The following is a 20,911-nucleotide window of genomic DNA, read 5'->3' on the forward strand; positions in this document are numbered from 1 at the left end:
GCTGCGCTCTCCTAGCCGCTCTTCAACTGCGCGACGGCGAGCAGGGTATCTGCACTGATCGAGGTCGAGCCGCTGAGAATGCTGAGGGCGCTGGAATCGGTGGTTCCGTTCGCAACGTCGTACATCGCCGTAAAGCGCTGGATCAGGTTTTCCACCTTGTCCGGGTCGCCGAGATCCTCCAGATCGATGAAGTTCGTGACCATCTCGGCCTGCTTGTCGACATCCATGTTCGACACGTAGCTTGAGAGATTGAACGTCGTCGTGAAAAATTCGAACAGCGCGCTGTCGCCCAGAATGTCGTAGGCGCTCGAGATCGTCGGCGCCATGCGCTCGAAGTAGAGCGCCAAGCGTACGCCCGTGTTGCTGTCGCCCTCGTTGCTCTCCAGCGTCTGGCGGACGTAATTGTTGACCGTATCGATTACATCGCCGCGTTGCTGGACGGTACCGACGGGGTCTGCCGACAGATTACCGTCCGTATCGAAGTTGAACGAAGCAACGATCGATGCGAAGCGGGTGTCAGACTGCTGATTGACGTAGCTGTCGGGATCGTCAGGGTCCGACTCGAACATCTTCTTCAGCTCGCTTGAGGTGACGTCGTCCGGATCGATGCCTTTGGCTTCAAGCATCAGATTGACCAGGCGGTCGTCGGCCAGCAGTTCGGAGACGCTGCTGATCGTACCCATCTGCGTGTTGAAATAGGTCATTTCGGTATCTGCGGCGGTGGATGCATCGGTCTTTTCCGTGCCCGTCAGATACCGGATCTTGTTTTCCTTGTAGTCGGCAACGAAGTCGTCGACGACCGACTGCGACATTGCCTGAAGAGGCACAGTGGTATTGCCGTCGGCATCGAAGCTGAAGGCGGCACGCAGCGACGTGAACCTGCTGTCATTGAGCTTGTTGACGTAGCTGTCCGGGTCGTCCGGGTCGCTTTCTAGTATCTTTCGGAATTCGCTTTTCGTGACCTCGTCCGATCCGATGCCAAACGAGCGCAGAGCCATCTGCCACAATTCGGCGTCGTCATCGTTGCTGTCGTCATCGTCGTCGGCATTCGATTTCAGGAAGTCGTCGATGCTCGTCACATCCGCGAGGCGGGTCTTGTAGTTCGCGACCGAGTCTTCGATCCAGGTGTCGACGCTGGCCGACGAGTAGTTCGTGGAGAATGCCTCGGTCGTCGCCGTGGTCTGGTCGCTGGTCTGCGCCGATACGCCATCTGCCAGCGTGCCGTCGGACTCGAAATTGAACGCATCGTGAAGATCGCCATAGCCGATCGCGGTTGCGAGCGTTGAGCTTTTCAAAGAGGCGGAGATGTAGTTATCGGGCTCTGAATCGCTGAGCCCATAGGCCGACCGGATATAGGCAACGAGCTTGTCATCCGCCATCAGCTGGTCGACCGTCGTTATGTTGCCAATCGTTGCCGAGAAGTAGGCCGAATAGGCATCTTCGACCTGAGACGAGGCGAAGGTCGATTGTGAAATGGTGTAGGCGCTCTCGACATAGGCCTTCTGGTCGTCGGTCTGCAGCGGGTCGCTAACACTGCCGTCGGTGTTGAAATTGAACGCCTTGGCAAGGTTGAGGTAGACGTCGTCGTCAAGCTGGTTGACGAAACTATCAGGATCATCGACGTCGCTGGTCAGGACATTGCGCAGGAAACTTGTGGACGTGTAGTCGGTGCTCAAGCCGAAAGCATTCAGGACATAGTTTCGCAGCCGTGAGCTGCCGAGCAGGCTGTCGACAGACGTGATGTTGTTGATCGCGCCGTCGTAATAGTCCGTTTCGGTGGTGATATCGGCGGTCTCATCGTCGAAGGAGCTCTGGTAATTGTCGAGAAGCGTGCTTTCCTGGCTGCTCGTTTGAGCGGCCGCATCCTCGCCAACGAACTTGAAGGCGGCGGCGAAGTCCGTGTAGCGATTGTCGCTCAGTGAGTTGGCGAAGCTCGATGAATCGCTGAGGTCGCTTTCAAGAACCTTCTTCATGAAGGCCTTTGCGTAGGTCATGTCCTCCAGGCCGTATGCCTTCATGGCATAGGAATAGAGGCGGTAGTCGCTCATGAAGTCATCGACACTCGTAACCTTGCCGATGTTCTCTTTATAGTACGCCGTTTCGGTCGCGACCGATCCTTGCGATGCCGTCCTCGAGAGGGTTTTGCCGAGATTGTTGGTAATCGTCAGATAACTGAGATACGTGGAAACCATAAACACTGCCCCTATGCGCAGGAGTCAAACGGCAAAGTGCGACCGTTCGCCGCCAAGGCGACGTCGTGCAGATCAACAGTATGACTTTCTGCATGCCCCGATATCGGTCGGCGACCCCAATTCAGCCGAGAGTGTGCTTGGGGACGAGACAAAAGCCCCAACGACGACTCACCCGTAATCATTACGGAACCGAATAGTTCTATAAATGATTCCGAGGCGAAAACCCAAGCGGTTTTTTATGGCGAGGCATAAACGGAGATCCGGGCATCTCGTGCCCGGGTCTCTTCGCATTGCAAGGGTTGGCGGCGTCTACGCTCAGAATGGGTAGTGTTGGCCCGGGTCTTCGATCGTGATCCAGCGGAGATCGGTGAACTCGGCGATGGCGGCCTTGCCGCCGAACCGGCCATAGCCGCTGCCCTTGACCCCGCCAAACGGCATTTGGGCTTCGTCGTTCAGCGTCGGGCCGTTGATGTGGCAGATGCCGGATTCGATCTGTGCCGCGACCGCCATTGCGCGCTGAACGTCACGACTGAACACCGCCGCGGACAAGCCGTATTCGGTATCGTTGGCAATGCGGATCGCTTCGTCCTCATCGGCAACACGAATGATCGGCTTGACCGGACCAAAGGATTCTTCGCCATACACGCGCATGTCCGCAGTGACGTGATCGAGGAGGGTTGCCTCCACGACAGTCCCGGTGCGTTTTCCGCCGGCGACAAGCTTGGCGCCCTTTGCCAGCGCATCGGCGATCAGGTCATCCATCTTCTTTGCGGCCTCGAGGCTGATCAGCGATCCCAGCACGACATGCCCGCGAGGATCGCCCGCCGGCAGTTGCTGTGCCCGGGCGGCGAGCTTCTCCACGAAAACGTCGGCGATCGCATGTTGGACGATGATGCGTTCGGTGGACATGCAGATCTGGCCCTGGTGCATGAAGGCGCCGAAGATCGCCGCGTTGACGGCGCCGTCGATATCTGCGTCATCAAGGATGACAAGCGGTGCTTTACCGCCCAGTTCCAGCAATGCCGGCTTCAGGTGCCGGCCGCACAGTTCGCCGATGATCTTGCCGACCTTGGTGGAGCCCGTGAAGTTCACACGACGAACGGCAGGTGCTGCGATCAATGCGGCAACGACGGCCGATGCATCTTCCGGTGCATTGGTGATGACATTGATGACACCGGCCGGCAGACCGGCCTCCACCAGGGCAGTAGCAATCAACCGATGTGTGCCCGGGCATTGTTCCGAGGCTTTCAGTATGACGGTGTTGCCGCAGGCAATCGGCATTGCGATCGCGCGGGTGGCGAGAATAACGGGCGCGTTCCATGGGGCAATCGCCAGGCAGACGCCAGCCGCCTGGCGCACACCCATTGCCAGTGTCCCCGGCTTTTCAGAGGGAATGACCTCACCGGAAATCTGGGTGGTCATCGAACCCGCCTCGCGCAGGATGTTGGCTGCGAGCATGACATTGAAACCTGCCCAGGGCGCGGTTGCACCGGTCTCTTCTATCATCAGGCGCGTGAATTCCGCCGCCTTCGAATCCATGATGTCTGCCGCCTTGAGCAGAATGGCGCGGCGATGCCCCGGACCGGTTTTCGACCAGTCGGGAAAGGCGGAGGAGGCGGCATCGATTGCCGCTGCAACGTCGTCAAGGCTGGCAGCGGGCGCACGGCTGGCGACCTTTTCGGTGAAGGGATCGATGCGATCATAGGTCCGGCCGGTCGATGATTGGCGGTCCTCGCCGTCGATGAGAAGGGCAATGTCCATGTCAGGTCTCCTGATGCGAAGATGTTAGAAGCCGAGAACTTCGGCGTTGATGGAGGCTTCGAGGCCGCCGTCTGTGGCAAGATTGGCGCCGTTTATCCAGCGGGCTCCGTCCGAGCACAGAAAGAGGATGGCCGGAGCGATGTCGGCAGCCGTTCCCGCGCGGCCGACGCGCGTGATGTCGCTGTCGACTCGGGCATCGCCGAGAACGGTGCGGAATTGCTGCAGGATAGGTGTTTCGACCGGCCCGGGGCTGACCGCGTTGACCCTGATGCCACGATCCTTGAACAGGGGCTGGTGAGCAGCGCGCATTGTCCAGAGCAATAGAAGCTCCTTCGACAGCGGATAACCCTCTTCATTCTTGAGGCCATGCTCGGCGGCGAGCTTCTCGATATCGGGAAAGCCTTCCACTGAGGTCAGGCGCTTTGCCCTTTCGAGGTTCGCTCGCCAGCCGTATCCTGCGATCGAGGCGACGTTGATGATCGCGCCGCCTTCACGGAGCCGCGGCGCGACGGCTTCGGACAGTGCCCTGAGCCCGAAGAAGTTCACAACAAGGGTCTGTGCTATGCCGGTATTGCCGGAAAGACCCGCTACGTTCGCAAGCGCGTCGAGCCGCTCCGGCAAGCGGCGCGCGATCTCGGCGATGCCGTCAGCCGAGGAAATGTCACCTTGGATGAATGACGCCAGGTGTTGCGAGGGCGCGCGCACGTCCACGCCGATGACTTCCGCGCCGAGTTGGGCTGCGAGCTCGGCGGTCCTTGCCCCGATCCCCGACGCGACGCCGGTGATCAGAATTGTCTTCCCAAAAAGCATTGACTTCACCTTTCCCGATAGTCCGCGGTTCGCGAGCCTATCGATCTTCTTGTTTGACGAGGTTGGCGGGTAGTTTGAGCCGGTAGCCTACAGGCAGTAGCTGGACATCGGACTGTTGTTCGATTGCGCCCCAAAGACCCGAGGGAAGGTAGAGCGAAAACAGCACTGCCGTCGCGCCGAGGCCGATCAGGTACCAGACACCGAGATTGCCGAAATAGGTCTCGATGACGAAGAACAGCACCGCACCGAGGATCGCTCCTTCGAACTTGCCGATCCCACCGACCAGGACCATGAAGATCATGTAGGCCGTCCACTGGATACTGAAGTAAGTCTTGGGCTGGAACGTCGTCGCCGTTGCAAGCCAGAGGCCGCCGGCGACCGCAACACCGAACGCGGCAAGTACGAAGAGCAGGCGTTTCGTTGCCATGACCTTGACGCCAACCGACATGGCGGCGTCCTCGTTGTCTCGTATGGCCTGGATGGCTGCTCCAGCTCGGCTTCGCAATACAGCAAACAGAAGGCCGAGGAGACCGGCCATCGCCACAAGCGCCATCCAGTAGATCGTCGCGCGTCGCGTCTGGCTATCGTAGACGTTGAGTGAGATCAGCGAGGTCCCGGTCTCGCCCTGGATGAGCTGGTCGAGGTTGACAAGCAGGTGAACGATCTCTGTCACCACCCACATCCCGATCGCGAACTCGCCGCCCTTCAGGCGCAGCATGAAAAACGACAGCGGGATCGACAAAAGAGCGGTGATGAATGCCGCGACGACGAGCGAGATGAAAGGATTGAGGCCGGCATCCGCAAGCCGCACCGTAAAGTACGCGCCAAGCCCAAAGAAGACCTGCTGGCCGACAGAGACGAGGCCGCCATAGCCCGCCAGCGCGTTCCACATGGCAGCAAGGATCACGTAGATGAACAAGGCCGTCATGCGATCGACGGCGCCAGCGCCCATCCATGCCGGCGCAGTCGCAAACAATGCAAGAAGGAGAACGCCGCCGAGCACGGCAAGGCGCGAGGATCGGGTCCAGCGTTCGACGGAAAAGTCTTTCGGAACATATGTCATGCGTGGCTCCGGACGGTCGTGCGGAGCTTGCCGAGAAGGGCGCCGCGCAGCGGGAACAGCCGGGCAAAGAGCACCAGCAGGAATACAAGGTGGCCGCCAATCAGGAAACCTTGCGGATGAAGCTGGGCGCCGAGCGATTGCGCGAGACCGAGGACGATGCCGCCAGCCAATGTGCCCCAAAGCGAACCCGCGCCCCCGATGACTGCCGCTTCGAAGGCGAAGAGCAGCTGAGGGCCGCCCGAGTAGGGGTCGAACGTCGCCCGCATGGCGAGGAACGCCCCCGCGATCCCGACCGTCACCATGGCGATGGCGGTGGCAACGGCGTTGATCTTTCGCGCATCGATGCCGACGAGACCGGCCGTGTCCGGGTCCTCGGCCGTGGCCCGAATGGCCCTGCCCAACGCGAAACGGCTGAGGAACAGCTGGAGACCACCGAGAATGGCGACAGCCGCCACCATCATGATCACTGAAAGTTTGCCGACATAGATTTCCCCGGGCAGCTCCCAGGAATCATAGGAGAGATCGCCGAGGAAAGGCGCCAGCGATCGCGTGTCGGCACCAAAGTGCTGGAAGAGCAGGTTGTCGATGATGATCGACAGCCCGAAGGTGGTCAGGATCGGAAGAAGAGCGCTTCCACGTGCGCTGCGCTCGAGAATGAAGCGCTGCAGGGCCCATCCGATGGCGGCCATGATCGGCAACACGATCGCCAGCCCCGCAATTGGCGACACGCCAAATTTGTCGGCAAGCAGCCAGAGACCATAGGCAGCAGCGACTGCCAGGCTGCCATGAGCCAGATTGATGATCCGCATCACCGAGAACATGAAGGAGAGGCCGCAGGCGATCACGGCGTAATAGCCGCCCAGGAGAATACCCTGAATAAGACTGTCCATCATTGTGTCACCCTCCTGCTGTCGCTGCGGTGCAGCCCGAAGTAGGCTTGCGTGATCTGTTCGCGTGAAGCCACCGAGGCAGGGCTGTCGAGCGCGATCTTGCCCTCCAACATGCAGATGACGTGGCTCGCCACGCTCATCGCCCGCCCAAGGTCCTGCTCGACCAGGATGATCGTCGTTCCGGATGTCAGAAGCTTCTGCAGCTGGGCGTAGACGCGATCGACAACCAGCGGCGACAGGCCGAGGGATACCTCGTCGAGAAGCAGGACGTCGGGATTGCTCATCAACGCGCGTCCAATCGCTGTTGCCTGCTGTTCTCCGCCGGAGAGATGGCCCGTCTTTGCGTGGCGACGCGGTACGAGGTTCGGGAACGCGTCGAAGACCCGGTCCACAGTCCATTCGCCCTTGCGGCCCGATGTCCTGCCGAGCAGCAGGTTTTCTTCGACAGTCATCTGTGAAAAGAGCCGGCGACCTTCCGGTACCAGTGCGACGCCCATCGCAATCCGCTTGTGCGAGGGAACGTGCGTGAGGTCCTTGCCTTCAAGGAGGATTTTGCCGGAGGCGGGCAGATGTGCGCCTGCGATCGACCTCAACAATGTCGTCTTGCCGGCCCCATTCGCGCCGACGAGGGCGAGAACGTCGCCTTTTTCGACCTCGAAGCTGACACCACGCACGGCCTTCAGCAAGCCATGGCGGACTTCGAGGTTCTGGATTGAGAGCATGCTCATAGCGGCGATCTCCCGAGATAGGCTTTCATCACCTGCTCGTCGCTCATCACGGCCTTGGGGTCGCCGTCGGCGATAATGCGGCCGGCGTCCATGCAGATGAGGCGGTCGGCGACCTGGAGAAGGATGTGAACAATGTGCTCGATCCAGACGATGCCGATGCTTCGGCGCCGAAGCTCCTGGATCGTTGCGACAAGCTCGCTCGCTTCGCTGTCGGTCAGGCCGCCACCAATCTCGTCGAGAAGCATCAGTTTCGGATTGGTTGCCAGCGCCCGGGCGAGCTCAAGGCGCTTGCGGTCGAGTAAGCCAAGCGAGTCTGCCTGCCGGTTGGCGACCTGAAGCATGCCGCAAAGCGATAGGGAATCGACCACACGGTCGTAGGTTTCTTCGCGGGCTGAGATCTCGCCATGAGCGGCGGCCACGAATACGTTTTCGAAGACGGTCATGCCGCTGAATGGCTTCGGAATCTGATGCGTGCGCACCAGGCCGGCCTTGCATCGGCCGGCGGCCGTGATCGCCGTAACGTCATGGCCCGCGAAGGAAATAGCGCCGCTGGTTGGCGCGAATGCACCGGCCAATATGCTGAGCAGTGTCGTTTTGCCGGCGCCGTTGGGGCCGACGATGCCGACAGCGTCGTTGACGCCCATGGTGAAATCCAGATCTTCGATCACGACAAGCGCGCCGAAGCTCTTGCTGATGCCGTTGGCCGAGAGAAACTCTCCTCTCGGCCCCTTTTGAAATTGCTGGTGCACTGGCCCGCTCACCCGTTGTAGGGGATGAGTTTGCCGCTGGCCGGAACGTTCGGATCAGTGACATTCTCGGTGACGACATAGTCGAGCGCGAACTTGGAACCTTCCGGCGCCTTTACCCACTGTGTGCCGATGATCGGCCCCGGCGAGACGTTCGCAACCGGTCCAGAGGTGAAATCCACCTTGCCGGCGATGGTCGTGGTCTTTAGCGTGCTGAGCGCCTTGGCCACCGCTTCCTTGCTCTTCACATCGGTGCTGGCCTTGAGTGCGTCGAAGCCCGCGTCGAGCAGTGACAGGCTGGCGCCAAGCTGCTGTGTCCATTGCTTGCCGCTCGTCGCCTCATAGCCATCGGCCAACTCCGTTCCCGAGACGCCGGTAAGGGGCGACTTGTAAGGAAACGCCTTGTGCCAGTATGCGGCGCTGCTCACATTCACGCCGAGCTTGCCGAGTGCCTCGATATCGGACGGGAAGAGACCAGTCTTGGCGACCTGGCAGATCTTGATCTTGCGAGTCAGGCCCTGCTGAGCGGCCTGGCGCCAGAATGCTGCGAAGTCGGGCGGAATCGGAAAACTGCTGAAGATCTCGACTCCCTCGCGCTTGAACAGCGCGATCTGGGCGGAGTAGTCGCTGGTGCCGTTCTCGTAGGGACCCGGATCCACGATGGTAAAGCCGTCCTTCGCCAGCAGTGGGGCCAGATTGGCGCGGATGGCGTTCCCGTCTGCATCGTTGGGATACATGACGCCGACCTTCTTGTTGGTCTTGATCAGATTCCATTGCGACACATAGGTCTTGTGGAATTCGCCGACGCCGAAACCGAAGTGATAGGTCCATTTGAACGGCGAGGGAGCGCCGGGCTTTGCGCCGCGACCGAAATGCCAAGCTTCCCAGGGCATCACTGTCGAAAGGCAGGGCACGCCTGCGGCTTCACAGGCGTCTGCTACCGGGTTGATCGTCTCGGGGGTCGAGACCGCGAGCATGAGGTCGATGCCGCGATTGTTGATCAGGTCCTTGGCAAGCTGGCCGGCACGGGACGGATCCGATTGTGTGTCCTGGTCAATGATTTCGACCTTCCATGTCTTGCCGCCGGCCTGCAGACCGCCAGCCAGTGCCTTCCTTGCGAGGTCCAGCACGTAGCCGTCGGTCTGGCCGAAGCCTGCGAGCGGCCCGGTGCGCGGGCTGATGAAGCCAACCTTGATCGTGTCGTCGGCCTGGGCCAGCGCCGATCTGCTGCCGATGGCAAGCGTCATGCCGCCGGCTGCGGTGGCGGCCATGAAGCCGCGCCGTGTGAACGGCATCGAATTCGTTTCCTTATGGTCTTTCGTCATGGTTCACTCCTCCCAGAATTTGGCCCTAAACCTTTGGCCCCATGTAACGTTCAGGCACGCTCCACTCGTGCTTCTCGCGTCAGATCGGATAGTCGCGCCTGCCCGTCGCGACGGTGATCCAACGCAATTCCGTAAACTCGTCGATGGCGGCCTTGCCGCCGAAGCGGCCGTATCCGCTCGCTTTCACTCCGCCGAACGGCATCTGCGGTTCGTCAGAAACCGTGGCTTCGTTGATGTGGCAGATGCCGGATTCAATGCGCTTGGCCACTGCCAGCGCTTCCTGGATGTTGCGGCTGAACACCGCCGATGACAGTCCATACTCGTTGTCGTTGGCGATCGTGACGGCCTCGTCATTGCTGCTGACGCGAATGATGGCTGCCAGCGGCCCGAAGCTCTCTTCCCGATAGATGCGCATGGCGGGCGTCACGTGATCGAGGATCGTCGCGTCCATGAATGCTCCGCGCGCGAGGCCGCCACACAACAATTTGGCGCCTTTCTGCAACGCGTCGTCGACGAGCGTGGTGACGCGGCGTGCCGCCTCAAGGCTGATGATCGCCCCCAGCGGGCTTGGCGCCTCCCGTCGATCCCGGGCCACGAGCTGGGTTGCCTTTGCCTTGAACTTGTCGACGAACTCGTCGGCGATCTCGTCGAGCAGGATGATCCGCTCGGTGGACATGCAGATCTGGCCCTGGTTCATGAAGGCGCCAAAGGAAGCGGCGCGCACGGCCTCATCGATATCGGCATCCGCGAGCACGATGAACGGTGCCTTGCCGCCGAGTTCCAGCAGGCAGCGCTTCAGATGCTTGGCGGCGAGAGCGGCAATGATACGCCCGACGCGCGTTGACCCGGTGAAATTGATCCGCCGCACCGCCGGGTGTGCAATCAGCGCCTCGACGACCGCCGCCGCATCCTTCGGAGCGTTGGTGACAACATTGACCACGCCTGGCGGGAAGCCTGCGGCGCGCACGATTTCACCGAGCAGGCAGTGCGTTTTCGGGCAGAGTTCCGACGCCTTCAATATCACGGTGTTCCCGCAGGCGAGCGGCATGGCGATGGCGCGAGCACCGAGGATGATCGGTGCGTTCCACGGCGCTATTCCGACGCAGACGCCCGCCGGCTGGCGAACCGCCAGCGACATGTTGCCGGAGATCGAAGAGGGAATGATTTCGCCGGTTATCTGGGTGGTCATCGCGGCGGCGTCGCGGAAAATGTCAGCTGCCAGTTCGCAGTTCATCTTCGCCCAAAGTTCGGTTGCGCCGGTTTCCTCGATCATTGCCGCGATCAGGTCTATCGTTCTGGCTGAAATCAGATCTGCCACGCGGTTGAGCAACGCACGTCGCTCGCCGGGTGGGGCATCCGACCAATCCGGGAAGGCTGCAGCGGCCGAATCCGCCGCGAGATCCATGTCTGCGGGGGATGCCGCGGCGGCGATCGTAACGAGGTCACCCGTGACGGGGCTGATGCGCTCGAACGTCGAGGCATCGGATGCATCCGTTTCCTGATCGTGAATGAGGAGTTTTGTAACAAACACCAGCGACACCCGTTTAAACGCGGGGCGAGCCCGCAGCGCCGATGGAAGGTGAATCGATAATCCCGGGCAGCGTGCCGCCCATCCAGCGATACCGGATGCCTCCTCCCAAAGGCCGATGAAGAAATCCTACGCCGAATGCCAAGCCAAGAATTATACTTTTTTGGCTAAATCATATAATAATTCGGGGAATATAGGTCGACATATTGGGAGAGGTGTGTGGAAAGCGGACTTTATCACCACGCGCGGGGCGAACGGCATGATTCCGCCTTGTCGAAGCGGACCCTTCATTTTCAGAAGGGCATCTACGCTGATTTCCATCATTTCTTCTTCCTGCCGGCGGGCAGTGCGACGCTTCGTTCCGAGAACTTTGACGAGCGGTTCATGAAGGGGCCGTCGCTGGTGTCGCTGCCGTTTCATGACCGTTACGAGATCGGGATTGCCGCCGGCGGTCATGGCTATCTGATCGGCGCGTCACCACACCTTCTGGCGGATGCCGTTGGCGACCGCGTCGAGGCCTATTCGCTCAGAATTCTCACCGAGCAGCTGAAGCTGATCAACGATTTCGGTCCGCAGTTTTCCCAGGATTTGGCGCCGTTGTTCGCGGGCTACGCGAATGAGCTGGCCGATCCTCAAAGCGCTTCCTGGATGGTCGTATCCGCCTACCTCCGGCTCATTTTGATGGCGGTGTGGCGGTTTGACGGTGGTGGCGAAGGTGAGCTTGCCCACAAGGGGCGGCGTGGTTCGGTCCTCCAGCGATACCGGCAGCTCGTCGAAGGATGGTTCCTGCAACACAAGCCGATTGGCGACTACGCACGCGAACTCGGCGTGACGCCGGATCGCCTTCACGCCATATGCCAGCGTGAGCTACAGCGCTCGCCGATACAGCTTCTCCACGAGCGGCTTATCCAGGAAGCGAAGCTGAGGCTCGAGCGATCGGATCGCTCAATTCAGCAAATCTCCGACGCGTTGGGATTTCACGAAGCGACCTATTTCAGTCAGTTTTTTTCCAAGCGCACGGGTCTGTCACCGCAGAAATATCGGCAAATGGCGCGAGCTGCGGCCGGCTCACACAATGAGGTCCTGTCCTCCGGCTATGCTGATTGGCCATAGCGTGGTGCAGCCCGCATTACAGCGGGCTGGGTGGGGTCACACCCAACGCCTCTGCCTTCGCCACGAGCGGCCCCAGGATGCCGGAAGCCAATGAAACACCCTCGCTCGCGGCGGTACGCTTGCGGGCAAGGCCATTTTCGCCGGGCAGGCGGACGCGCTGAACACCGGGGCGGGGAGGATTTTCGCGGCAGGCGGACGCAAGCCAGCCTGTCTGACGCAGAAATGCGTCGCGGCCGCCGAAGGCGTCGGGATCAAAAACCTGGACCGTTACCGCCGCATTCGTGCCCTTGGGGGCATCCACGCGGCCATAGCCGGCCAGCCCTTGGGTAAAGGCTTCGACATGAAGTGCCATGCCATAGCCCTTCTGCCCGTGGTCTAGGCCACCGGCCGGTAGCAAGGTTCCCCCTCGATCGATAACCCGCGGATCACGGCTGGGGTTTCCCTGCTCGTCGAGCAGCCATTCATACTCATACTGTCGCCCCTCGCGCACCAAGCGCTGCGCCATGTTGACCGTTGTTATCGACGCGCTGATGTCGATCAAAATCGGGTCGTCCGGCGTCGGGATGCCGTGGGCCACGGGGTTGGGCGTATAGACGCCCTTTCGCCCGCCATAAGGCGCAACCTGTGCGCCGGAGGGGCTGGAGCTGGCAATGCTGACCATGTAGCCACGGTCGGTCGCAATTGTGAGATAGGCCGCGAGGCAGCCGATATGGTGGCTGTCGGCAATGGTGATCGTCGCAGTTCCAAAGGTTGCGGCACGTTCGCAGGCCAATTTGACCGCCTCCGACGTCAGCCAGGCGCCGGGGAGGCGGCGTCCGCGCCATGCGATTGCGGGGCCGCGATCCGACAGGATCTCCGGCTCACCGGCCCGTGTCATGACGCCATCGGCAATGCTCTGCAGATACCAGCCGGCCAATGCCAGGCCATGCGTCGTATGTCCCAGCAGGTCCGCTTCGACGAGATAGTGTGCAACGGTCGCAGCCTTCGCGTCTTCAAGGCCTGCTGCCAGAAAGACGTCGCGAGTGAACGCCCGTAGCGCTTCGGGTATGTAGCGGATGTCAGGCGTATCACCCATGGGAGATCTCCATCAGATTTTGCGCCGTCGTCAACGGGCGAGGAAACGCGGCGCGAGTGTGTTCCCATTGAGAACGGCTAGTACGTTCTCGGCTGACATCACCGAGACGGCGCGCTTGGCGTCGAGAGTGACGCCGGCCACGTGCGGCGTTACGAGGGTGTTCGAGAGCTGGAACAACGGGTTTGCAATGCCGGGTGGTTCCACCGCGAAGCTGTCGAGCCCTGCGCCGGCCAGATGTCCGTCCTCAAGCGCTGCCGTAAGAGCCTTCTCATCCACGACTTCGCCACGGGCGGTGTTGATCAGGAAGGCACCAGGCTTCATGAGCCGAATGCGGCGCGCGTCAATGAGGTTTTGCGTTTCCGGCGTCAGCGGACAGTGCAGGCTGACGATGTCGGATTTGGCAAGAAGATCATCGAGATCAGTGTCGCGGCTGAAGTTGTCTCCAAAGGCGCTGTCGGGCGTGTGCGGGTCGAAGGCCGAAACGGTCATCCCGATCGCCCTGGCCATTCCGGCAAGCGTCTGGCCGATGAAGCCGAAGCCGACGATGCCGAGATGCTGGCCCCGCAGTTCCCGGCCTTGATACTGGTTCTTGTCCCAGATCCCATCGCGGATCAGTGCATCCTGCCTGGGGAGATCCTTGACCAGCGCCATGATAAGCGCCAGCGCGTGTTCGGCGACGGAATGTCCGTTGCTGCCGGTCGTCATCGAAACGCCGATGCCCAGTTCGGTCGCCGCCTTGACGTCGATATCGTTGGTGCCGACGCCGTGCTTGGCGATGTGACGAAGCTTGCCTCCTGCGATCATCTCCTCGTGCCCCAGCCTGTCGCTGAGCAGTCGTACGATCACCGCATCCGGCTTGTGGGTCTCCAGGATTTCGATCACAGCCTTGCGGTCGATATAGGCGGGTGTGGCCAAGACGGTCGCACCGGCGGCTTCCAAAAGCAGTCGCCCTTCGGGAGCAAGATCTCCGCCGAGAATGACAACTGTCCTGTCCATTACAATCTCCTCCCACGGCATCCGGTACCGGACGGCGGCGTAGGCGCTGCCGTCGCAACACGGTCGCTTACCCGGCTGTCAGGCTGCCTGCTGACGCGGTGACCGCGCCATCAGTCGGGCATAGGCGATGGCCGAAAGCATGTTCACGTGATTGGCCTTGCCGGTGCCGGCGATGTCGAATGCGGTTCCATGGTCGACCGAAACGCGGTCTATCGGCAAGCCTAGCGAGACGTTGACGGCGGTTTCGAAAGCCACCAGCTTGATCGGTATATGGCCCTGGTCGTGATACTGCGCGATAACGAGATCAAACGCCCCGTTGTAGGCACGCGCAAAAACGGTGTCGGCCGAAATCGGGCCGACGACGTCGATGCCCTTGGCCTGTGCCAGCTCGACCGCCGGCGCGAGAAACTCGGTGTCCTCTGTGCCGAACAGGCCGTTTTCTCCACAATGCGGATTGAGGCCGGCGACGGCGATGCGGGCTTTCTTGCCAAGGCGCATGAAGTGCTTGTGTCCGGCCTCGATCGTTGCCAGCACGCGCTCCGTCTTGGCGCGCTCGATTGCGCCTTTCAGCGAGATATGCGTCGAGACGTGGATCGTATTCAGACGTTCCGACGCGAGCAGCATGAACGAGCTCTTTGAACCGGTCAGATGCGCGAGCAGGCCGGTATGGCCGTCGAAATGGTGGCCAGCGAGGTTCATCGCTTCCTTGTTGATCGGCGCGGTGACGATAACGTCGGCCTGACCGGTGAGCGCAAGATCGACCGCTCGGCTGATGTAGCGCACGGAGGCGTCGCCGGCGACAGCGCTGACCTTGCCGATCTCGGGAAGGGCTGCGCCAAGGTCCACTTCGTCAACGGCGATCTTGCCGGCAGCGGGCGCGCTGGCTAGCGTAAAGGAGAGGCCGGTTCCCGCCGCCTGGTTGGCGCGCTCGAGCGCTTCGGTATTGCCGACGATGACAAAATCACCGCGTTCCTGTTCAGGCAGCGCGGCAAGCGCCTTGACGATCACTTCCGGACCAACACCCGCGGGATCGCCCAGCGTCACGGCGACTTTTGCATTCCTGTCCATCAGTCACATTCCTTTTCGAGTGGCAACGCGCCTAGAAGGCGGCCTCATAGATCGAACGAATATCGGCGCGCGACAGATCGCGCGGATTGTTATCGAGAAGACGGCGGATCGCAAAAGCATCGTCCGCCATCGCGTCGAGGTCGCTCTCGGGAACACCAAGGCCCGACAGCTTCATCTCGATGCCGAGATCGGCGCAGAATGCGTAGGCTGCTTCGAAGACCGAGCCGACGTTTGCGGACGTCTGATGGCCGAGTGCCTCCATGATCGCCCGGGTCTTGTCCGGCACGGATGGCGTGTTGAAGGCAAGCACATGCGGGAAGATCAGCGCATTTGCCGCTCCATGCGCGACATGCCAACGAGTGCCGAGCGGATAGGCCAGCGCATGCCCGCCGGCGGTGTTGACTGGGCCGAGGCAGAAGCCGCCATAGAGCGACGCGAGCGACAGCCCGGCGCGCGCTTCGGCGTCCGAACCGTCCTTGACGGCGCGCGCCAGATACTTTCCGACCAGCCGCGTCCCCTCGATCGCGTAGAGATCGATCATCGGGTGGGCCTTGCGGTTGGTGAAGGCCTCGGCGCAATGCGCCATCGCATCCACGCCTGTTGCGGCCGTGGTGCGAGCGGGCACGGTAAATGTCAACGCCGGGTCGATGACGGCGATGTCGGCCAGCATATGGATGCTCTCCACGGCGAGCTTGGCCAATGTCGTCGGATCCGTTACCAGCGCACGGATGCCGGCTTCGCTGCCGGTTCCCGATGTCGTCGGCACCTGTGCGAGCGCGGCGCGGCGTGGGCCGCGCACCTTGTTGGGCCCAACAACCTCATGCAGGGTCTGGCCCGATCCGGCAAGAACGGCAGCCAGCTTTGCCAGGTCCATGGCGCTGCCGCCGCCAAAACCGACCACCAGCTGGGCGTCTGCTGCGTTCGCCGCGGCAAGAACCTTGTCAAGATTGGCGATGTCGGGCTCGGGCGTGACCTCGGAAAAGACGGTGATGTCGCCCTTCAGGGCGAGCGCATCGACGCGTGTCGCGTTGAACGCATCGGAAATCACGAGGATTCGGCTGTAGCCTCTTTCGCTTGCCCACTTTCCGAGGCGGTCGGCGGTGCCGACGCCAAATTCGATATGGTGTGGCCGAACGATTGTGATAGGCGAATCCAAACTGACCATTGGATCAATCCTCCCCTGACGCTGCTGCGGCACTCACAGGTGTCGCTTAAGATGTAAATTTGTTATACAAAGCTGCCTTGCTTGGCAAGCTTCGCAGTCGAATTTGTTTCACTTTTCCGATCTGCGGTTCCCGATGAAGTGTTTGAAAACACGATCAACATATTGTTTTAATGTGATAATGCTGCATAACATCGGCATGTAATTTTGTCTGCGCTCCGTGCCGTGTGTCGGAGCTCGCAGGGTGACGGAATTGTTAAATAATAGGACAAGTTCGGTCAAACAGGTGCGAGAATCCGTCGCTGACGGCGCACCTGTTCAATGGGCATCTGACTTGGGCGCGTGCGCTTGCGCGCTAGACAGCCGGAGGCGATAGCCTCACGTATTTGATCGCGCGCCTATAGTACGTATAGGCAATATGGATCACTCCATCCGAACCTTCGGTGATCGAAGGATAGGAAAACTCCCGATTCAAGGCGTCTTTGGAGTTGTTGCTGAGGCAATAGCCGTCGCCAGTGTCGAGATCGACCCGGCGCGGGAAGCTCCGCCCACCATCAGACGAGAATGCGAGGCTGAGAGGTGCGCGCGGCACGCCCCATATCGCTTTGCGTCGGTCCGAAGGCTGCGGTGTGGCGGATTCTTCCTGTTCATCGCCTTCGATTTCATCATAGAGCGACAGCCTGCGCGCATCGGATGACATGGCGTTGGAATGGTTGTAAACCATTGCAATATCGCCATTTTTCAAGCGGGTGGCTTGGATTGACGAGTTGTTGTTGGGCAGATCGATCGGCGCTGGCACGCTCCAGGTCTCGCCCTCGTCATCGGAGTGGCTCGAGAGGATCTGTTCTGCGAAGCGGTTCCGGTAGAATGCGACGAACTTGCCATCTGCAAGCGGGACAATGTTCATGTGAACGGCGCCGACGCTGTCCGGGACGTCGGCCATTACCCAGCTTTTGCCGGCATCCCGGGAAATCAGCACGCCTGCGGTATCGGCGTCACCCGTCCATCGCTCCCCAGGAAGGCCAATGCACCTGAAAACGGGCAGGAGCCAGGTCCCGCGGCTGTTCACGATGATGGGCTGGCGAACGAATGTCCCTGGGATGCCGCACAAGAGTTGCGGTTCTCCGAAAGTCTTGCCGCCGTCTGTCGAAATGCGCGCCTTAACAACTGATCCATCCTGGTTGCCGGATGTTTGCGAGGTGTAAAGCAGCCATGTGGCTCCGTCCGGAGCATTGAAAATCAAAGGATTTTGCTCGGATTTCGTAGGATCGTCCGACATCTTTTCGGGTTCGGACCAACGAGAGCCGCCAGGGACCAGTCGCGACATGTAAACGGAGATGTCGCCCATGCCTTCCATGGTTCCGCCGAACCAGACGCATGTCAGCGTTCCGTCAGGCAAAAAGGCAAGGTTGGCAGCGTGGTTCTGGATGCAGGGGGAGGGCAGATAGGCTTCGGCCCGTCCCTTTTCGCTTGGATGGGGCGTGATATCGCCAGTCATCAATGCCGGAACGGCTTCCGACGGCAAGCCTGTGTAGGTCATCGGTCGGCTCCTTACGGCAGCTTTGCGTAATTTTCGGCAAGAGCGGCGTAGTCGGCCTCGCTGAGGGGCATCAATGGTGCGCGCGTCCGCTTCCATGCAGCATTGCCGGTCTTCAGGCCGACCATCGCCTTGATCGTCGGGATCTGCACGTAGGAATTGGACAGCGCGCGGTAGGCGTTGATCCGCGCCTGGGCGGCATCGACGACCGAGGTTTGTGCCTCGTCGTGGACATTGTCATAGACGGCGCGCAGCGAGTCCGCGACCAGGTTTGACGTCGCCGTGATGCAGCCTGCGCCGCCGGCCTTGAGAAGCGGGAGCAGCAGAGGATCGGCGCCGGCAAGTACGGAGAAGCCCGGATAGGCGGCGATGATTGCCTGCATGTTGTTGAAATCGCCTGCAGATTCCTTGATGCCGACAACGGTTTCAGGGAAGGCCTCAATCAGGCGACCGATCAACGGCACGGAAAGCGGAACGCCGGAAACCTGCGGAATGTGGTAGAGGATGACCTGTAGCCGGTTGTCGGCGACCGTGTTCAGTACCTGCGAATAAGCGGTGAAGAGGCCGTCGTCCGTAACGCCCTTGTAATAGAACGGCGGGAGCATCACGACCTTGGTTACGCCGAGCGAGAGCGCGTGCCTTGTCAGTTCCACCGTTTCGGGAATGGCGACGACACCGGTGCCGGGTAGAAGCTTGTCAGCGGGAACTCCTGCTTTCAGCGCGGCTTCGAGGATGTTGCGACGCTCGCTCGAAGAAAACGAGTTTGCTTCACCGGTCGTTCCGAGAAGCGCAACGCCGTGGCATCCTTCTTCCAACAGGCGCTGGCAGTGTTCGGTAAACAGGCCGAGATCCGGGCTTCCGTCCGCGTTCAGCGGTGTCGCGGCCGCGCTGTATACACCTGTAATCTTGTGAGCGTTCATGTCGTCCTCCTCGGATGAACGCCGCCCCGATCGGCGGCAAGGGCGGGAACTCGGCCCGCAGGATGGCGTTTTCTTCATCTTCGCGAACGGTGTTGTCAATATGACAATAGGAAATGAATTTGCGACGAATCTGTAAGTACAAGAAAAACAACAATAAAATATTTTAGCGATTTTGATTGTGGGGACATCTGCTAATTTTAATTGACATATTTACATTAACGAGCGAATGTTTGGCCATGTCGTGACGCATCTTCGTGTGGAGTGAAGACGAGGGCGTCTGGGTTTTGTCATGGGAGGACAGGATGACTGATCGTAATGATGGGAAAACTGCGCAGAAGGCGCAGATGTCGCGCCGTGAGGCGCTGAAGCTCGGCCTCGCCGCAGGCGTTGGCCTCACCGTTTTTGGCCTGAATGCACGTATCGTGCTCGCCGATGACGGCCAGGTGCTGAAAGTCGCCAACCCGGCGTTCAACCAGGATTGGTCGCCGCTGCGCGGCGGCGGTGTTCCGTTCCGCTGGAACTCGATCTGGTGGGCGTCGCCGATGTATTTCGACAGCGAAGGCAAGATCAAGCCTTATGTCTTCACCAGCTGGGAATCGCCTGACAACAAGGTCTGGACCTTCAAGATCGACCCGAAGGCTGTCTTCTCCGACGGCAGCAAGATCACCTCGGCTGACGTCAAGGGCTCCTGGGAAGTCGCTTCCATGCCCAACACCAAGAGCCAGCGCGCCGACCAGGTGCTGAGCAAGGTTCAGGGCTACAAGGAAATCGGTGCCGGTTCCGGCAACGAGCTGACGGGCGTCGCCACGCCTGATGAAGGCACCGTCGTCGTCACGCTGACGGAAGCCGATCCGATCTTCTTCATGCGTCTTGCCAACCACATCGCGCCGATTACCAAGGCTGCGCAGTCGCGCGGCAGCGATGGCGAGGAAGTGGCGGATTGGTACAAGCCCGACAGCAGCGCCGTATATTCCGGCCCGTTCAAGCTCACCAGCATCGATATCGACGCCGGCAAGCTGGTATTCGAGCCGAACGAGAACTTTTTCGGCCCGAAGCCGAAGCTGGCGCGCATCGAAATTACGTCGATCGAAGACAACGTCACCGCGACGTCGCTTATCAAGTCGGGCGAATTCAACGCCCATACCGAGCTCGTCACCTCGACGATCATCCAGGACCTCGGCCCCGAATTCTCCGCAGGCCCGCTGATCCCGACCAGCCAGCACTTCTGGTTCAACGTCACCCGCGCACCGATGGATGATCCGAAGGTTCGCCAGGCGCTGATCATGGCGATCGATCGTGACGGTCTCTTCAAGGCCTCCTATCCCGATGGTCCGCACAAGAAGGCCGACCAGATCCTGAACTCGGTTCCCGGCGCGGATAATTCCGGCTTCGAGCCCTATCCCTATGATCCGGCTGCCGCCAAGAAGCTGCTTGCCGAGTCCAGCTACGGCGGTCCGGAGCGCCTGCCGAAGATCCTCTTCGTCGGCATCTCCGCCCCGGCCATCGAGGCTGCGGCGCAGTTCATCGCCGAGCAGTGGCGCCAGAACCTCGGCATCACCGCCGTCGACATGAAGCCGCAGCAGGACTCCTACGCCGGCCCCGACCAGAACGCGGTGCAGATCTTCCGCGACGACGTCGGCACCCGCGTGCCCGATGCCGTCTCCTACCTCGCCGGCTGCATCGCCTCGACCTCGTCCAACGCCCAGAACAAGCTTGGCGGATACAAGAACGACAAGGTCGATGCCGCACTCACTGAGGCCGCGACCAAGGCGGCCGACGATCCCGATCGCATCAAGCTCGCCCAGGATGCCCAGAAGGCATTCCGCGAGGATTGGGCCTTCATTCCGTGGTACTCTCAGGCGATGTCGCGCTGGGCTACCAAGGAGGTCAAGGGCATGGAGAAGAACCTCGACTGGCAGGTCGTGGCGCCCTGGGACATTTCGATCGGCTGAGCCGGTCCGAAACCTGAAAATAGATAGCCTTCGGGCAATTTAGCA

General features: G+C 60.7%; 17 protein-coding genes. 2 read left to right on the forward strand and 15 right to left on the reverse strand.

The features are described 5' to 3' along the window. Positions 1-11: 11 nt before the first annotated feature. The 9 genes from QTL94_RS27875 to QTL94_RS27915 all read right to left on the reverse strand — a co-directional run bounded on the left by QTL94_RS27875 (position 12) and on the right by QTL94_RS27915 (position 11,046). Complete coding sequence (locus tag QTL94_RS27875; RefSeq protein ID WP_289803818.1) at positions 12-2,192, reverse strand: DUF1217 domain-containing protein; 2,181 nt, start codon at positions 2,190-2,192, stop codon at positions 12-14. A 315-nt stretch (positions 2,193-2,507) separates the two neighbouring features. Further along, on the reverse strand, positions 2,508-3,953 hold the full coding sequence (locus tag QTL94_RS27880) for an aldehyde dehydrogenase (RefSeq protein ID WP_289803819.1): 1,446 nt from the start codon (positions 3,951-3,953) through the stop codon (positions 2,508-2,510). A 24-nt stretch (positions 3,954-3,977) separates the two neighbouring features. Beyond that, positions 3,978-4,763 carry a coniferyl-alcohol dehydrogenase gene (locus QTL94_RS27885; RefSeq protein ID WP_289803820.1) on the reverse strand — a complete coding sequence of 262 codons (786 nt, stop codon included), beginning with the start codon at positions 4,761-4,763 and terminating at the stop codon, positions 3,978-3,980. A 37-nt stretch (positions 4,764-4,800) separates the two neighbouring features. Then, entirely contained in the window at positions 4,801-5,826 is a 1,026-nt protein-coding gene (locus QTL94_RS27890; protein ID WP_289803821.1) for a branched-chain amino acid ABC transporter permease, read from the reverse strand. Continuing rightward, positions 5,823-6,719, reverse strand: coding sequence for a branched-chain amino acid ABC transporter permease (locus tag QTL94_RS27895; protein WP_289803822.1), 897 nt, complete (start codon positions 6,717-6,719; stop codon positions 5,823-5,825). Before QTL94_RS27895 ends, QTL94_RS27890 begins: the two co-directional genes overlap by 4 nt. Beyond that, positions 6,716-7,444 carry an ABC transporter ATP-binding protein gene (locus QTL94_RS27900; protein WP_289803823.1) on the reverse strand — a complete coding sequence of 243 codons (729 nt, stop codon included), beginning with the start codon at positions 7,442-7,444 and terminating at the stop codon, positions 6,716-6,718. The genes QTL94_RS27895 and QTL94_RS27900 overlap by 4 nt, the downstream gene beginning before the upstream one ends. Further along, complete coding sequence (locus QTL94_RS27905) at positions 7,441-8,193, reverse strand: ABC transporter ATP-binding protein (protein WP_289803824.1); 753 nt, start codon at positions 8,191-8,193, stop codon at positions 7,441-7,443. The genes QTL94_RS27900 and QTL94_RS27905 overlap by 4 nt, the downstream gene beginning before the upstream one ends. Before the next feature lie 8 nt (positions 8,194-8,201). Beyond that, positions 8,202-9,515, reverse strand: coding sequence for an ABC transporter substrate-binding protein (locus QTL94_RS27910; RefSeq protein ID WP_289803825.1), 1,314 nt, complete (start codon positions 9,513-9,515; stop codon positions 8,202-8,204). A gap of 79 nt (positions 9,516-9,594) precedes the next feature. Continuing rightward, positions 9,595-11,046 carry an aldehyde dehydrogenase gene (locus QTL94_RS27915; RefSeq protein ID WP_289803826.1) on the reverse strand — a complete coding sequence of 484 codons (1,452 nt, stop codon included), beginning with the start codon at positions 11,044-11,046 and terminating at the stop codon, positions 9,595-9,597. Between the two features lie 216 nt (positions 11,047-11,262). On the opposite strand from QTL94_RS27915, the gene QTL94_RS27920 reads away from it, so the two are divergent. Beyond that, positions 11,263-12,156 carry a helix-turn-helix transcriptional regulator gene (locus tag QTL94_RS27920; protein ID WP_065693086.1) on the forward strand — a complete coding sequence of 298 codons (894 nt, stop codon included), beginning with the start codon at positions 11,263-11,265 and terminating at the stop codon, positions 12,154-12,156. Positions 12,157-12,172: 16 nt separating this feature from the next. Here QTL94_RS27920 and QTL94_RS27925 read toward each other — a convergent pair whose 3' ends face one another. From QTL94_RS27925 to QTL94_RS27950, 6 genes are all read right to left on the reverse strand, one after another. Continuing rightward, a complete protein-coding gene (locus QTL94_RS27925; RefSeq protein ID WP_289803827.1) occupies positions 12,173-13,231 on the reverse strand; it encodes an Ldh family oxidoreductase in 1,059 nt (352 codons plus the stop codon). 30 nt (positions 13,232-13,261) lie between these two features. Further along, positions 13,262-14,227, reverse strand: a complete 966-nt coding sequence (locus tag QTL94_RS27930) for a hydroxyacid dehydrogenase (RefSeq protein WP_289803828.1) — start codon at positions 14,225-14,227, stop codon at positions 13,262-13,264. A 78-nt stretch (positions 14,228-14,305) separates the two neighbouring features. Then, positions 14,306-15,295, reverse strand: coding sequence for a 4-hydroxythreonine-4-phosphate dehydrogenase PdxA (pdxA, locus tag QTL94_RS27935; protein ID WP_289803829.1), 990 nt, complete (start codon positions 15,293-15,295; stop codon positions 14,306-14,308). 31 nt (positions 15,296-15,326) lie between these two features. Beyond that, the gene (locus QTL94_RS27940; protein ID WP_289803830.1) at positions 15,327-16,460 is read right to left on the reverse strand and encodes an iron-containing alcohol dehydrogenase; all 1,134 of its coding nucleotides are present in this window, start codon (positions 16,458-16,460) and stop codon (positions 15,327-15,329) included. A gap of 352 nt (positions 16,461-16,812) precedes the next feature. After that, positions 16,813-17,997 carry a sialidase family protein gene (locus QTL94_RS27945; RefSeq protein ID WP_289803831.1) on the reverse strand — a complete coding sequence of 395 codons (1,185 nt, stop codon included), beginning with the start codon at positions 17,995-17,997 and terminating at the stop codon, positions 16,813-16,815. An 11-nt stretch (positions 17,998-18,008) separates the two neighbouring features. Beyond that, positions 18,009-18,914 (reverse strand): dihydrodipicolinate synthase family protein, encoded by a 906-nt coding sequence (locus tag QTL94_RS27950; protein WP_289803832.1) that lies wholly within the window; start codon positions 18,912-18,914, stop codon positions 18,009-18,011. A 302-nt stretch (positions 18,915-19,216) separates the two neighbouring features. On the opposite strand from QTL94_RS27950, the gene QTL94_RS27955 reads away from it, so the two are divergent. Next, positions 19,217-20,866 carry an ABC transporter substrate-binding protein gene (locus QTL94_RS27955; RefSeq protein WP_289803833.1) on the forward strand — a complete coding sequence of 550 codons (1,650 nt, stop codon included), beginning with the start codon at positions 19,217-19,219 and terminating at the stop codon, positions 20,864-20,866. The last annotated feature ends 45 nt before the right edge of the window (positions 20,867-20,911 follow it).

The organism is Rhizobium sp. S96, from assembly GCF_030382195.1.
In the GTDB taxonomy this organism is placed as follows: Bacteria; Pseudomonadota; Alphaproteobacteria; order Rhizobiales; family Rhizobiaceae; genus Rhizobium.

Bases quoted from the DNA above. Each gene is read 5' to 3' on its own strand.
- QTL94_RS27875 (WP_289803818.1), bottom strand. From the start codon at position 2,192: ATGGTTTCCACGTATCTCAGTTATCTGACGATTACCAACAATCTCGGC.
- QTL94_RS27880 (WP_289803819.1), bottom strand. From the start codon at position 3,953: ATGGACATTGCCCTTCTCATCGACGGCGAGGACCGCCAATCATCGACC.
- QTL94_RS27885 (WP_289803820.1), bottom strand. From the start codon at position 4,763: ATGCTTTTTGGGAAGACAATTCTGATCACCGGCGTCGCGTCGGGGATC.
- QTL94_RS27890 (WP_289803821.1), bottom strand. From the start codon at position 5,826: ATGACATATGTTCCGAAAGACTTTTCCGTCGAACGCTGGACCCGATCC.
- QTL94_RS27895 (WP_289803822.1), bottom strand. From the start codon at position 6,719: ATGATGGACAGTCTTATTCAGGGTATTCTCCTGGGCGGCTATTACGCC.
- QTL94_RS27900 (WP_289803823.1), bottom strand. From the start codon at position 7,444: ATGAGCATGCTCTCAATCCAGAACCTCGAAGTCCGCCATGGCTTGCTG.
- QTL94_RS27910 (WP_289803825.1), bottom strand. From the start codon at position 9,515: ATGACGAAAGACCATAAGGAAACGAATTCGATGCCGTTCACACGGCGC.
- QTL94_RS27925 (WP_289803827.1), bottom strand. From the start codon at position 13,231: ATGGGTGATACGCCTGACATCCGCTACATACCCGAAGCGCTACGGGCG.
- QTL94_RS27930 (WP_289803828.1), bottom strand. From the start codon at position 14,227: ATGGACAGGACAGTTGTCATTCTCGGCGGAGATCTTGCTCCCGAAGGG.
- pdxA (WP_289803829.1), bottom strand. From the start codon at position 15,295: ATGGACAGGAATGCAAAAGTCGCCGTGACGCTGGGCGATCCCGCGGGT.
- QTL94_RS27940 (WP_289803830.1), bottom strand. From the start codon at position 16,460: ATGGTCAGTTTGGATTCGCCTATCACAATCGTTCGGCCACACCATATC.
- QTL94_RS27945 (WP_289803831.1), bottom strand. From the start codon at position 17,997: ATGACCTACACAGGCTTGCCGTCGGAAGCCGTTCCGGCATTGATGACT.
- QTL94_RS27950 (WP_289803832.1), bottom strand. From the start codon at position 18,914: ATGAACGCTCACAAGATTACAGGTGTATACAGCGCGGCCGCGACACCG.
- QTL94_RS27955 (WP_289803833.1), top strand. From the start codon at position 19,217: ATGACTGATCGTAATGATGGGAAAACTGCGCAGAAGGCGCAGATGTCG.